Origin of the sequence: Streptococcus sp. HMSC077D04 (assembly GCF_001808785.1) — a bacterium.
Lineage (GTDB): Bacteria > Bacillota > Bacilli > Lactobacillales > Streptococcaceae > Streptococcus > Streptococcus mitis_BX.
Map to the genome: position 1 here is coordinate 67,046 of NZ_KV794536.1, position 15,056 is coordinate 82,101.

Consider the following 15,056-nt stretch of genomic DNA (forward strand, 5'->3'; position numbering starts at 1 on the left):
AAAAAATGTCTATCCATCTTTCTCCTATTCCTTTCTCCCACTTATTACAGTAAGCGGTCTCATTTCCCATTTGAAAATGGAGAGAACCTAGAGGTTCTCTCCAACTAAGTTATTTCTGTCTGAATTCTAGTTCCGATAAACTCTAAAATCGAGTCTTCTTTAATTTTCTTTACGTTTTGTTGCAAGGACAGCAGCAGATAAGGCAAGACTGATGCCTGCTAGGAAGATAGCTGTATCAGATTGGCTTTCTCCTGTTTCTGGCAATCTCTTCTGATCTTCTGTTGAAACTGAAGTTTTAGATTCTGCAAGTTTTCCTTGACCCAATTGACTAATCCGATACTCAGGTTTTTCAATAGTTGGTGCTGCTTCTTCACCTGCTGTAGCCAATAGTCCTGTGTAGGCTGGCTTTTCGTTTACCAAAGCTTCTACTGCATTGACTCCACCTTTGTATTCTGGAACTTCATTGACAGCTGCTTCTACTGCATTAGCGCCACCTTTATATTCTGGTAATTCATGAACCAAGGCCTTTACTGCATTCGCTCCACCTTTGTATTCTGGAACTTCATTGACAGCTGCTTCTACCGCATTGGCTCCACCTTTGTATTCTGGAACTTCATTAACTACTGCTTCTTCACCTGCTGTTCCAAGTGGCCCTTTATACTCAGGTACATCAAGAATTGGTGCTGCTTCTTCACCTGCTGTTCCAAGCGGACCTTTATACTCAGGCACTTCAAGAATTGGTGCTGCCTCTTCACCTTTACTACTTGTAGGAGCATCTGGTTTCACAGTCTGATCTTGTAGTTGGTTGAGATATTCTGCAAAGTAGGCAACCATTCTTTCAGTCAAGAGATGGTTATCCATAGCATATTTCATGCTAGCTACTACACTTGCGACTTCCTCTTGATTCTCTTTGCTGGTTAATTTTTGAGCTTTTGATAAAGCTGTTTCATAACCTGACAAATCAAGAGTTGTTTCTGCAACCTGTGGACGACTAAATATCAACTCAGCAGCGGCTTGATATCTATCACCACCGTCTCCATAAGTCTTAGTACCTGTCAAAACAATTTTCTTAGCCTTGATTGTCTTACCAAAGTCAATGTCTTTTGGTTTATTGTTATCTGGCCAATCAGTTGCAGTGAAAGTATATTCTTTACCAGACTCATCTGTCACAACCAGTTTCACATCACGCAAGTTACCATTTGATCCTGATCCGCGTGGCACATAACGGAAGCCTGTGATTTCTGTCGCTTCTTTCAAGACCATAGTTGCAGGTTTACCAACATCTCCACCATTCCAAGACGTATGCCATAGACTTGATAAGTTACCATCAAAGGCATTTGCTAAATCTTCTCCCGCTTGCGCTGGAGCATTTAGACTTTCAAAGTCTTCTGCTACCAAGGCTGTTTTCTTTTGTACCAAGGCATTCTTAAGAGCATCAATCTTAGCAATTTCAGCACGCGCTTCTTCTACACTAATGTCATCATCTGCTTGGCTGAGGTTAAAGACAGCTTCCTTCAAGGCATCCATAGATTCCTTAGTATAGTTGGTCATGGCAACCGTTGGTAAGTAGTTCTTCAGAGCATTTTCTGTCAACATCTTACCTGTTAGAGTGACTTCCTCGATTTGAAGTTTATCCATGATGAAGTCGTTGTAACCACGGAAGTTCGCATTTCCACCAGAATCTCCACGAGTATTGCTTGCGTTACCAGTTGAGTAGATACCAACCCAAGTATCGCCTGTTTCTGCACCTGTTACGAGGAAGGTTACCTTCTTAGCTTTCTTAGAATCTGTCCAAGTATTTGGCAATTCATGCATTTCCAAATTGCTTGCTTGATTACCTCGACGTCCTGATTGGAATTCTCCCTTACCGACTACAAAGGCGTAGGTATTGTCAGAGCCTGCTTCGTATTCAAAGGTTACACGATAAGTCTTACCAGCTTCAAAACGGAAGTTTTGAGGGATTGTTTGGTAAACCAAGTTACGACGACTCACTAGTCCATTTGTCTTCAATGACCAATTTCCTTCGATGACATCATCGACTTTCTTACCATTCCAATCACGTTGTGTATATGGATCATGTTTTTCAGATAAGTGAGTACGATTATCCTCAACTCCTTCGATACCACCAATTACAAATGGGAAAATACCTTGAGCGACATTTTCAAAGTCTTGTTTAAATGTTCCTTTAGCTGTATCATGATTATCTCCGTACATACTTGAATTGTTTTCAAAGGTACGAATTTCATCAAAGTAAGTTGCTTCATCACCAGCTTCACGACTCAAAGTAAGAGTGACATTTGATACATCTGAACCCGTTGTAAAGAAGGCATACATGTTTTGGAAGTAACTTGTATCGTCAACTGTAGCATTGTCACGACGAGTATTATGAGCATAGGCCTTGACATAGTTAAGAGCTAGTGACTTATTGGTATAGCTAGTCACTTCTTTTTCACCAGTATTTACTGTGATACTTGCCTTAGCATTACTACGATTATCAACACCGACATAAACGGCATACTTAGTATTTGGTTTCAAGCCAGTCAGTTTCTGAGTAAGGCTGACTGTGCTCTTATTGCCTTGGATACGAAGCATTTCATTTGCGCCTTGAGATTTGACAATTTCTGCCTTAGAAGCATCACCAGAAATGGTCCAGTGTTTCAAAGTTCCACTGTTAAATCCTTGGTCATAGATGTGCATGCCTTCGCTCCATGACATTTCAGGATTGGTTTGTTTTGAACGGTAGAGAACGTATGGTTGATTTGCAGTAAGATCAAGGGTAATCTTACCATCTTTCACAGCTACTTCCTGTTCTTCAGTCTTACCTTGGTCAGTTAGTTTATAAAGGTAAACCTTACTATTCGCCCAGTCGCTAGGAAGCGTCCAAGTTGTTGCACCAACTTGCGTATTGAAGTAGTACATTTTTTCCTTATCAGTAGGAAGTTTCTTACCATTCGCATCCCAGTTCCAAGGAGTCAAGTAAGCTGAACCATCTTGGATGACACGTCCGTTGAGAGTTACTGTACGTTCACGGTATTGTGGGCTATTGACATCGTTTGACTTACGAGTCACAACTACTTTATTGTTGTCAGCATCTACCAATTCCACTCGCATTTCTGGAGTCCATTTATAGGTGCTACCGTTATCAGACATAGTGACTGGTGTACCGTTTTCCCACTTGCTTACAGTAAAGTGTTGGAAATACTTGGTCATGACATCATGAGCAAACAAGTTAGTTACATAGCCATTGTAGTCGCTACGACCTTGCCAACCTTCAAAGTCTTTCATGCTGTAACCACCTAGAAGTGGATAGTTGGCTGCACCACCGTAACTTCTGTAATCCCCAACCCAAGAATCTTTTTGGTGGTTGCGGATAAAGCGCGTAATGGCACTGTTGATACCTTTATTAGTGTAGCCACCATAGGTCAAATCAGCTGCCCAGTGTTGGAAGGTAGAGTCGTATTCACCACCATGGCCCCACTCAATCGCAAAGCGCCAGCCTTGTTTGTTAATTTCTTTAGCAAGAACGTGGGTAGCCCAGGCACCATTATCACCTGACTGGCCATTGCCCCAAACATCCACGTAGATAAAGTCGAGACCCTCACCAAGTTTGTTTTTCAATTCTTCCCAACGAGCTAAGCGACCATGCGCCAAGTCATAAGCAGCATCAATGTTAATACCTTGATCTAGCCAGTTCCAACCATAGCTGTAGCTTCCATCTGGATTCTTACGAAGAATCTTTTCGTTAAAGTATTTAGACTCAGGATAAGTTTCAGAAGCGTTGACGTGGATACCTAGATGAGCTCCATATTTCTTCGCTTTCTCAATCAAAGCCTTGAAGTCTTCGACACCACCAATACGTTTACCAATATCAGCATAGTTCAAGTGTCCAGAGTCATGACCTTCACTACCATAACCTTTAAGTAGAACACCCTGTCCAAGACCATCTGTATGGAGATTGATCTTCTTGATACCATCCAAGGTCATAAGGAATGGATTTTGTGCTTGTGAACCAAAGTTCATCGCGATACGATAAGCAGTGATATCCTTGACTTTTTCCCAGCCTTGAGGGTTGTTCATGATACTACGATAAGCAATGGCACCATCTTGCCAGTCCACTTTTTTATCCGCATTAGCATCTTCAGTGATCACAACCTTGGCACTTGGAAGTTCTTTAGTGTACTCTGGGAAGACAATACCCTTATAAGCTTTTTCCCATTGCCATTCAGAGCTATGAATTCCGACATAGTTGGCATTTCCAACGGTTTCTTTATAAGCCGTCAAACGGGTCCAGTCATTAGAGCCACCACCGTAACTGTTTTGAGAATTACTCCAAACACCTGCAGCAAGCTTATCTGTAGAAACAAATCCATACATGTAACCCTTAGCCAAATCCTTCATTGGATTGGTTACTTCAATATGATCATCCCCGCTGACATGCGTATTGTTTGACATAGTTGCCCCATCAAACTTAGCACCAGCTTGCTCACTAGAAACAGATACTAAAGCATTCCCGAGGAAACTAATAGTAGAGAGTAATTTTCTTTCATCGTCAATCTTTTGACCTGGAGTGACTTGATTGTGGTTGACAATCTTAGTTACATCAAAATGCAATTGATTATCCACAACTTGCAGACGAACTGTCATATCCGCATTGATAAGATTAGCCTCATCACGGAGTTTCATTTCATATTCTGCAGTTGTTTCATTAATTTTCTTATAAGTAACCTCAGGGGTGATTCTGTGGTTATTGATAAAGACTTGATTGAACTGTTGAACCTGTCCTGGTAAAGTATGGCCATTTAGCGTATATTCCTTGACACGTGGAAAGGCTTGGTCAATCACTGCTTTTAGGACTTTAGACTGGATGGTATCATAAGTCACTTTACTATCATCTACCACCGCACCAGTTTCTTTTTCAGCAGTAGTTTCAGTAGCTTGAACTCCGTCTTGATTGTCAGTCTTAATATTTACAACTGTCTTTTCAGTACCATATGTACCAGCTTTAAGTAAGATTTTCTTTTCATTTTTAAGATTTTCATTAACAGCAGCTGGCAAAGTAACCGTATCAAAAAGTTTTACATCATTATTTGTTGCATTCAGCTGACCATCTGATTTTAAGCTAATAGTCAGATGATTCACTGAGCCATTTACTGGAGCTGCAACACGGCCTCCCTGATACCATGTGCTATTACCTGGTGTCTTATATTCCCAGAACCAACCTTCTTTGTCATATCCAACAAAGACATTATTATTTGTATCTTTAAATTTCAAGAAAACACCAAAACGTGATTTGCCTGTTTCAGATTCTTCTTTGAAAGTGAGATCTACATTCGCATTCCCATTCGCATCCACAGTCAATCCTTGCTTTTCAAACAAAGCTGGTTTGCTAGCATTGTCATTTTGATCTGTTGAAGATAACTTATTGTAACGAACACCATTTTCTTCACGAATAGCAACAGTCCCTTGCTGTTCTTTTCTTGCTACAGTTTGCCATTCAGGAGTGACTTCCTTTGGTGTCTCTGGCTTAGCTGTCGCTGGTTTTTCTTCTTTCGGCTTATCTGCTTTTGGCTTTTCTTCAACTGGTTTTTCAGTTTCCTCTAAATTCGCTGGTTTTGAACTAGAGATTCCCTTAATATGATCTTGAATCCATTTTAATTGAGCTGGAGAGAAAAGGATCCCTCCACTACGGACACCGACCACACCATTTTGATGAACGCCAATCAATTTACCATCCGTGTCAAAGATACCGCCACCGCTAGCACCTGGTTGTCCACCTTGATAACCAACTCCTTGAACACCTTCACCATAAGATTCAGCAAAATCCACAGCAGTGTTAATAACTGGCGCCAACTTACCAGCAGGATAGCCAAACATATTGACTTTATCCCCAACTTTCTTAACAACTGGCTTTTCAGTAACTTCAACAGGAGCATTTTCAAGAACTGTACGCAATCTCACAAGAGCCAAATCGTTCTTATAGCCCTTTAGATAACCATCTCTATCCCAGTGAATCACATCTTTTTTACTAAATTTTACATCATCTAAACCAGGGTAGGATATACTAAAAATATCGCCATCCCCTTTATCATTATCCACAACTTTACGGATATTTCCATCTTGTTGATCCTTGATAAAGTTGTGAGAAACAGTCAAAACAAGATCCTTACCAATGACAATACCACTACCTTCTCCTGATGGAGTCTTAATCTTAACAGTAGCACCATAGTTCAATTCTCCATTTTTTGTTTTGGCAACATCTTCAGGAACTAGACTACCAGTATCTTGTGCTAATTGATCTTTATTTACCTCTTTACCATTATCAGTAGCTTTTTCAACTTTACCTTCTAATTCTTTCGGCAACTTGTCAGTAGTTTCTTTGTTTTCCTTTTCAAGAGCTAGTAACTCTTCTTCAGTTTTTGGTCCATCCGTTGTTTCAGCAGAACCTGGATTTGCTGCTGCAGCTTCTTTATCGAACTCCCGTCCATTATCGCTCGCTTTTTTATCCAAATCAGCCAGCTCACTTGGCAAATTATCTGTTGAGCCAACTGTTGGTGTGTTAGCCAATACTGGAGCAGTAGCAAAAAAACTAGCCCCAATCATAACTGAAGCAGCACCTAGTGCAAATTTACGAATGCTGTATGTACATCGTTTTTCAAAAAATCGTTTATCCATTAACTCCTGATTCCTTTCACCAATCTTCGTAAGCGTTTACATTTCTTATTCGAAAAATACTCCTTTCTATCTGAAAAGTGCAATGCTTAACGTTTATAAAAATAATTACACTTTTAATATAACAATTTTTAATAGATAAAGCAATAGAAAAGCTAGGAAAATTGCTAATTTTTTTCTTCATTCTGACAAAACCATACTCTGAGATTAAGGGGAAAATTGTCACATAATAAAAAGGATTTAGCATTCCTATCGAATGCCAAACCCTTTATCAATCAGCTTCTATAGATGATTAAAATCTATTTCACATGTTTTGCGAGTTCTTCTTGCGCTTTTTTATTGGATTCTTCTTTTTCTTTCATCCATTTATCTTGAGCTTTTTGGTATTCATCAGCAGTAACTGCCTTGTCTTGAAGTTCCAAGTATTTGTAAAGGAGCGGATCGCTTGTCCCCTTGTTACCAGAGAAGGCAAACGGCATCGTAAATGGTACCATCTTAGACAAGATTGGGCGACCAGTGAGTGATGTTGTTGGAATAATCAAGGCACTATCTGTCAACCAAGCTTGGGCTACAGCATACTTATCATAACGTTTTGCTACATCTATTGTCTCGTTTCCAGCTTCAATTACCAATTTCTCATAGTCGTTTAGACCAACCTTCTTAGCTGCAGCATTATCTGTACCAGAATCAAAGCCAAGGTAGGTTTTAGTGTTTTCACCAACTGATGGTTTGATAATATCGAGGTAAGTAGATGGATCCGCAAAGTCTGGAGTCCAACCAACATTATCTGAAATATCCCAATCTTCCCCAGCTGCTGTTTCAGCAAAGTAGGTAATATTCAAGACTTCATCTTTTTGTAGTTGTTGAATATCAATTACGACATTATCTGCACCCAAGGTTTCTTCAACCGATTGTTTGAAAGACTGTACACGTTGAACTTTTGTAGTTGCTGTCTGGTCAACTGGCATATCTAGGTGAATTGGGAATTGTACTCCCTCAGCTTGTAGAGCTGACTTAGCTTTAGCAAATTCTGCCTTGGCTTTTTCAGGATTATATAGTCCATCTTGGGCATCAGCAAGGTTCACATCCTTCCATTCATCCCCATAAGTCACCAATTTTTCTTTGACCATATCGCCAAAGTTTTTCCCATCTGCTTGGACAAATGTTGGTGGTACAAAAAGATTACGCAAAATTTTGCTTGCACCACTGGCACCGTTCACTTGTGAAGCATAGGCCGTACGATCAAAACCAAAAGCAATAGCTTGGCGGAAATCCTTGTTTAAGAGAGCCTTTTTAGTAGAGGTCTTTTGTTCGTCACTAGTCTTAGAAGTATATTTATAGGACTGGCGGTCAATATTTGTACCAACTAGATAAGTCGTAGAGTCTTGTTGGGTATAGACAATATTATCCTTCATCGTTTTTTCAAGTTCTGCGAAACTTGCACTTGTTGGATAGAGGCGGGCTGCTGTAAGGCTACCATCTTTAAAGTTTTCTGCAGGTTTGCTGGTATCTTGACCATCCCAGAATGACAATTTTATCTTATCAACATGAACATTATCCTTATCCCAGTAGTTAGGATTTTTTGCAAATTCAACGGAAGATTTAGCCACAAGAGATTTTAACAAATAAGGACCATTATACAAGATACTGCTTGGATCTGTCGCTTTAGCAAAATCATCCCCTTTTGAGTTCAAAAACTCTTCATTAACTGGTGCCAAGACACCCATTGTTGTTTTAGAATTCCAAAAACTTTCAGGTTTGTTCAAAGTGTATTGGACTGTTTGATCGTCAAGGGCTTTAATTCCAACTTGAGAAAAATCTTTATTTTCCCCTTTAGCATAAGCATCCAGACCCTTGATTGAATCTTGTACCAAGTAAAGAGCTTGTGATTTCTTATCTGTTGCATATTTAAGACCTGTTACAAAGTCTTGAGCCTTGACAGGAGCATATTCTTCACCTTCAGATGTGTACCACTTGGCATCCTGACGAATCTTATAAGTGTAGGTCAAACCATCTTTAGAAACTGACCAGTCCTCTGCCATAGAGGGAACAAGATTCCCATAACGGTCATTTTCAAGCAATCCATCAATGACGTTACTAGTAATGTTTGAAGTAGCTGCCTTGCTGGTTGTCAAATAGTTGAGATTATCTGGGTCTGTCTCGTAGGTAAAGGCGAAGGTCTGCTCACCTTTAGTAGCAGAACCACCAGAACAAGCCGCTAAGACACCAGCTGCTAATAAAGTGACTCCCGCAAGAGCCAATACTTTCCTTGTTTTCATAGTATTCTCCTTTGTTTTTCTATCCATTATAGACCCTTTGCAATCTATTGTCAATATATTTTTCTGAATTTTCATTTTTAGTTGTTATTTTCTGACAACTATCGAATCTTATTTCATTTTTTAATCTCTTTTTAACTATAAGAAAAGAGGGAATCCAGTAACTCCCTCATCCATCTATTTAAATCATTTTTAGATTCATTAATTGAAAGCTTGCAATGCGGAAAGAAGATAAGAACCCTCACGAATTTTTTGACCTACGGCCTTAGCATTTTTGACCAAACCCTGATACTCTTCTTGAGACAAATGTTCCAATACTTCTTCCAAGTCAAGTAAACTCTCAATACTAATTCCACACTCTTTTTCTAAGACGAAATTAGCCAAAGCAGATTGCCCCCAGACAATAATAGGGAAACCAGAAGCCAAATAAAGGGAGGCCTTGTGGGAATTATTGTATCTCAAATACTCACCAAACACTCCGCTACAAGTTTTAGAACTATCACCGTCCCAAACCAAACCAAAGCTTCCTTCTAATGCTGATGGTAGTTCATCTGGAAGAAAGGAACCAAAATAGGTTTCATTGGATAGCTTTCTAGCCTCATCAAAACCAACACCATAAAGGTTATATGCCGGTCTTGCAGGCAACTCATATAAGTAACCTGCTTTTTCTTGAGCTAAATTTCCAGCTACAATAATAGCTCCTTCCTTCGATAAATCTTCTTTATCCTGATAATTCGGGATCAGATAGTCAAAAATGCCTAAACTAACTATTTTCTTCTCAGAAATCCCCTTATCAACAAGCACTGATTTCATAACTGGATTATGAGCAATAAGACCATCAGCTTGTTTCAAAAGACTAGACTCTTGAAGATGAACACGAATCTTATGCTTCCAGGGTACTGTATCCAAATTAGCATAGCGCAAAACTTCTAAGTCATGGATAATAAAGTGAACCTTCACTCCTTTACGTTGCATTCTTTTGACTAAATGAGTCGTAAAGAAACTATGATGAAGCATAGGAAATTGAATCAGTAGCTGATCCCCTTCCTTCAACTTAGAGATAGCTTTGGATAGAGCTTTGGCCTTATGTCGTTGGGCTCTAATAGTCCCCATTTGATACCAATCATCTACCATCAATAACAAAGGACTATAGCCCTCACGAACTACTATTTCTTCAACATCATTTCGAGCCTTATTCCCCGCATTTCGTGCACCAGAATCCTTCAGAAATTCTTCTTTTAGATAATATTTCATCGATCAACTTTATCCTTCGTTATCTTATTTAAACTCTTCCTCTACAACATTTAGGGCACGTTCAATGACCACATGCATGTCGTAGTATTTATAATCGGCCAAACGTCCGCAGAAAATGACCTTATCATTCTGCGCTGCTTCTTCTTGATACTTAGCAAACATAGCATTGTTTCTCTCATCATTGATTGGATAATAAGGTTCATCTCCTCGTTTCCAATCTGCTGGGTATTCACGAGTAATGACCGTTTTATCTTGCGTACCATACTCAAAATGTTTATGCTCAATAATACGAGTATAAGGAATTTCTCGTTCTGTATAGTTTACAACTGCGTTTCCTTGATAGTTTTCTTCATCTAGAACTTCATGCTCAAAACGAAGACTACGGTATTCTAACTCACCATGTTTATAGTCAAAGTATTGGTCAATCATCCCTGTAAAGACAACTTTTTCAGCAGAAGCTTCTAATTCCTGACGATTGGCAAAAAAGTCAACTCCAAGTTCTACTTCAACATCTTTCAGCATATTTTCAATGATAACGTTATACCCCCCAATTGGAATACCTTGGTAACGGTCATTGAAGTAGTTATTATCAAAAGTCAAACGAACTGGTAGACGTTTAATGATAAACGGTGGAAGGTCAGTCGCGGAACGTCCCCATTGCTTTTCAGTATATCCTTTAATCAACTTTTCATAAATATCTGGACCGATCAACTTGATAGCCTGTTCTTCCAAGTTTTTAGGTTCAACGTCCTTCATGTGAGCCGTTTGCTCAGCAATCTTATCTTTGACTTCTTGAGGAGTTTTTGTCCCCCACATAGCATAGAAAGTATTCATATTGAAAGGTAGATTATAAAGGCTACCCTTGTAATTAGCTACAGGCGAGTTGATGTAGTTGTTAAATTCAGCAAATTGATTCACATAATCCCAAACTTTCTTATTAGAAGTATGGAAGATATGGGCACCATATTTATGGACATTGACTCCTTCTACATTCTCACAGTAGATATTCCCACCAATGTGGTCACGTTTATCAATAACTTTTACTTTTTTTCCACGCTTGGTTGCTTCATAAGCAAAAATTGCTCCAGACAACCCAGCACCAACGATTAGATAATCGTACATCTTGTTCTCCTTTTTATAATTTGACGATTCGATTGAGATATGGGATTCTCATTAATATTCCAATGACAATAAAACTAATACTCAAAGTAAATATAGCAAACCACAAATATGCACCTGTAAAACTGAAAGCAATTAATTTTTCCCATATCTTCATAACATAGGTGTGTATTACAAAAACACCCATTGTTTGATTAGATAGAGAAACAATCCATTTGCTCCCATTTTCATTCAAAGATAGTGTTAATACCATCAGGAAAATTCCTAAGCTTGTAAATTTCACGAATAGAATATCATAAAAATATTCAGCAAAAAGATTATGGTAAGTATTCTTTGCTAAGAAAAACAATATAATTGGTGATATCAATACTAAAAGCATGCTAACTATTTTCATCCAATTTTTAAATCTATATTTGAGATTATCTACATTGAATTGTGCTATATAACCACCTAAAATATAATAGAAAAACCATGTCCATAATCTAAAAGTTTGCATAACATGAGTTTGTAGAGGCCTCTGAAAGAAAATATTTGCCAATTCAACTATAAAACCAATAACAATCAATAAAGCTAAAATGTATAAATATCTTCTTTTTGAATTTAAAAATTTACTCAAAATAGGCAAGCATAAATAAATCAGTATCAATGCGCCAAAAAACCAAAACTGAAAGAAATACCCTTTTTGTATCAGAGAGCCTACAATTTTTTTAATTGGATTAACTGTAAAATCTCTTTTAAAGAGCCAAACGATAATGTTCCATGATGATACTGTTATTAGGATCCATTTGACTTTCTGAAGTATGTAATGGGAAGTTATTTCCCTCTTGCCTAACAATAAATAACCATTGACCATAAAAAACAAGGGAATAGAGTAGGTACCCAAATAATATAAATACGTCAAAAGATTCCATGAACCAGTATCTTTAAATCCACCCATTGTTGTATGAAGTAAAACAACTCCAACACAGGCAAGCACTTTTAGTAAATCTAGGTTGATATTTCGAACTTTTCTCATTCTAGTTTTTCCTAATAATTTGTTTTAATTCTTTCACATCTACCACTTTTAGAGATAGAATTGCAAAAAGATAAATGATTCCACCAAACATTGCAAATACTAGAACATTTGATGTTGGTGAAAAATGTATAACTGTTTTTGAACATAACAAAAGGCCATACATAATGGCAGATGCTAGTACAATTTTTGCCATTGATCCGATTATAGGAACTTCTCTTAGATAAGAACGAGTAAAGAATAACTGTATAGCCCAAACCAGCGACTCTGTTAAGACAGATACAATTGCTGCACCTATATAGCCCAGTTTTGGAAGCAAGAGAAGATTTAATCCGACACTAACAATAGCAGGAATTGTTGTTGAAAGCATGAACTCTCTATTTTTATTATGGGGAATCAAAATTTGAATCCCCATGATATTTGTCCATCCAATAAAGAACATTCTTAGAATCATAATAGCTATTGCATAGCGTGCATCTTGAAAATCTTTTCCCAGAAAAAAGTTAACAAAATCATCGTTTATAATTAACACACCTGCCATAATGGGGAAAATAACCAAATTATAAATTAGAAATGACATCTCATGCATTTTATTAACTGCTTTATGATCCCCTGATGATAAAAGATTTGAAACTCGTGGTAACATGACACTTCCCAATGAAGTTACTAGAGTCAATAAAATATTGACAAGTTTCAATGCTTGATCATAGATTCCTACATCTTTTGTTGAAGCTAAAGCTCCTAGCATTGTACGATCCAAAGTAACATAGAGCGATATGGCAATCTGAGGTAAAAACAATAAGACAACTGGCTTCAAATGCTGCTTAGCATATTCCCAATCAAAGTGCGGTTTCCCAATAAACTCTCTTGCCGGCAACCACATACTTAATTGTCCCAACAATTCAAAAATGGTAAGCAAGAACACATATAAATATAGGTCGCTATCTGATTTTATAAATAGAAAAATAGCAATGACGCCAACTAGTTTCACTGTAATATTTCTGACTGTAATTTTTCGAAAATCCTCTAAACCTTGGAATAGCCAAGAAATATCTAAACCTTTAGAAAGTAAACTTAATCCTAAAATATAAGCTACTGGGTTTTGCATTAACGAAAAAGTGAGACAAAGCAAAATATAGAGAGTCAGTGATAAGATGGTTGCTCCAAGTTGTAAAGTATAAATTCCCCAGAAATTTTTACGAATTGCTTTTCGATTACCAGAAATTTCCTTTGTACCATAATTGGCTACCCCCAAGGTAGCCAACAGGATAAAGTAGGTAACAATAGAATTATAATAACCATAAGTTCCTAAATCATCAGAACTAAATACTCTGGTAACATATGGAGTCGTAATAATCGGTAAAATAATGACTAATAATTGATATGAAAGATTGTATGCATAATTTTTAAGAACCTTCATAGGGAGCATATTCCTCACTTAACTACTATTATAAACGGCGAAAATTAGTCTGTCCAAAAATGATGATGTGAAATAGATTAAACTTTTTTGGCACAAAAATCACTTAACTAGCCTCAATTTAGAACCAAGGATACATATAACACAAAAACTTTAAACATCTTGATAATTATACCTATACTTACTCCAAGAAATACCCATTAATAATAATAATGGATTGTACATTAATTCAAAAAATTGTGGATCAAACATTGAGTGAAGTATCAATACAATAAAAACAAGCATCTCAACTGTATTAAAGTGTCCTCTTTTATTTAGTTGATAGAAACTATACCAAATAACAACTAGTAGAATCACTCCATAATGCAACAAAATATTTACAAAAGATGAATCAACGTATAAATAATTATCAAAAACAGACGTAGCCCTTTGTTGCAATTCCCAATCAATTCTTTGACCAAACATATGTACGCCATATAAAGATAATGTCTTATGTCCTAAACTTAGTCTTCCTGTCAAAGCTACGTTTAAAATTTGAAAGAATTTACTGTTTGCGTTATAAAAATAAGTCAAAATGATAGGAATAAGAATCCCTGCAGTCAACGTAATTTTACCAATAGCATTCAGGATTTTTTGACTAACTACTTTATTTTTGAATATGTACACCAATACTAATGCTAGAATTGAAAGAAGGAAAGCTGATTTCGTATCAGTATTCACGTAAAAATAATAATTCAGTATTCCAAGCATTAGAATTTCTGACAATCTGATTTTACTTTTTCTCAAATATAGATAGACTAGAGTCAGATGAAATAAAAAATTAGCTCCGAAACTAGCATATTGGTATCCTTGGCTAAAACGGAATCGCCCTCCTAATTGAACTCTCAGCGTATTTTCAATAATGCCAAACTTTAATAGACCATATATAGAAATCATTAAGAGAACAATCGAAACTGTCCAGAGAATCAAAACTTTTCTAAAATTCACATTGTTGATAGAAATAATAAATAGGATTGTTGAAATTATTGTTAGAGCATCAAAAAGCTTATGTGTTGAAATTCCAATAATGATAGCCAAGCAGAAAGCTGAAAAGAAGAATATCAGAAACTTACTCGAGTGTCTCTCTAATAGTAGTTTAAACAGAAGTATGACAATAGACACTATCATAGCAACTATTCGAAAACGATAAATTTCAGGATATTTATAGACTAAATTTGTTTGAGCTATAAAATTAAAAAGCAACCAAATAAAGAAAGCTGAAAAATATAATAACTCTGATAATTTTATTTTTATTTTCATATTTTTACCT

At 37.1% G+C, this 15,056-nt stretch carries 7 protein-coding genes; all 7 read right to left on the reverse strand.

All coding sequences use genetic code 11. From position 1 onward, the window contains the following. Positions 1 to 159 precede the first annotated feature (159 nt). Positions 160 to 6,672: a SpGH101 family endo-alpha-N-acetylgalactosaminidase gene (locus HMPREF2701_RS05270; RefSeq protein ID WP_083281735.1), complete on the reverse strand. Its 6,513-nt coding sequence runs from the start codon at positions 6,670 to 6,672 to the stop codon at positions 160 to 162. A 296-nt stretch (positions 6,673 to 6,968) separates the two neighbouring features. Further along, the gene (locus HMPREF2701_RS05275; protein WP_020901560.1) at positions 6,969 to 8,948 is read right to left on the reverse strand and encodes a peptide ABC transporter substrate-binding protein; all 1,980 of its coding nucleotides are present in this window, start codon (positions 8,946 to 8,948) and stop codon (positions 6,969 to 6,971) included. A gap of 198 nt (positions 8,949 to 9,146) precedes the next feature. Next, entirely contained in the window at positions 9,147 to 10,199 is a 1,053-nt protein-coding gene (locus HMPREF2701_RS05280; RefSeq protein WP_070482379.1) for a glycosyltransferase, read from the reverse strand. Positions 10,200 to 10,223: 24 nt separating this feature from the next. Continuing rightward, positions 10,224 to 11,321, reverse strand: a complete 1,098-nt coding sequence (gene glf, locus HMPREF2701_RS05285) for a UDP-galactopyranose mutase (RefSeq protein WP_049510085.1) — start codon at positions 11,319 to 11,321, stop codon at positions 10,224 to 10,226. 13 nt (positions 11,322 to 11,334) lie between these two features. Further along, positions 11,335 to 12,333, reverse strand: coding sequence for an acyltransferase (locus HMPREF2701_RS05290; protein WP_049552126.1), 999 nt, complete (start codon positions 12,331 to 12,333; stop codon positions 11,335 to 11,337). 1 nt (position 12,334) lies between these two features. Then, on the reverse strand, positions 12,335 to 13,750 hold the full coding sequence (locus HMPREF2701_RS05295; protein WP_061589575.1) for a flippase: 1,416 nt from the start codon (positions 13,748 to 13,750) through the stop codon (positions 12,335 to 12,337). Positions 13,751 to 13,900: 150 nt separating this feature from the next. After that, entirely contained in the window at positions 13,901 to 15,046 is a 1,146-nt protein-coding gene (locus tag HMPREF2701_RS05300; protein ID WP_070482381.1) for a polymerase, read from the reverse strand. Positions 15,047 to 15,056: the final 10 nt, after the last annotated feature.

Excerpts from the sequence above, each read along its gene's own strand:
- HMPREF2701_RS05295 (WP_061589575.1), bottom strand. The coding sequence starts at position 13,750 with ATGAAGGTTCTTAAAAATTATGCATACAATCTTTCATATCAATTATTA.
- HMPREF2701_RS05270 (WP_083281735.1), bottom strand. The coding sequence starts at position 6,672 with ATGGATAAACGATTTTTTGAAAAACGATGTACATACAGCATTCGTAAA.
- HMPREF2701_RS05290 (WP_049552126.1), bottom strand. The coding sequence starts at position 12,333 with ATGAGAAAAGTTCGAAATATCAACCTAGATTTACTAAAAGTGCTTGCC.
- HMPREF2701_RS05300 (WP_070482381.1), bottom strand. The coding sequence starts at position 15,046 with ATGAAAATAAAAATAAAATTATCAGAGTTATTATATTTTTCAGCTTTC.
- HMPREF2701_RS05275 (WP_020901560.1), bottom strand. The coding sequence starts at position 8,948 with ATGAAAACAAGGAAAGTATTGGCTCTTGCGGGAGTCACTTTATTAGCA.
- HMPREF2701_RS05280 (WP_070482379.1), bottom strand. The coding sequence starts at position 10,199 with ATGAAATATTATCTAAAAGAAGAATTTCTGAAGGATTCTGGTGCACGA.
- glf (WP_049510085.1), bottom strand. The coding sequence starts at position 11,321 with ATGTACGATTATCTAATCGTTGGTGCTGGGTTGTCTGGAGCAATTTTT.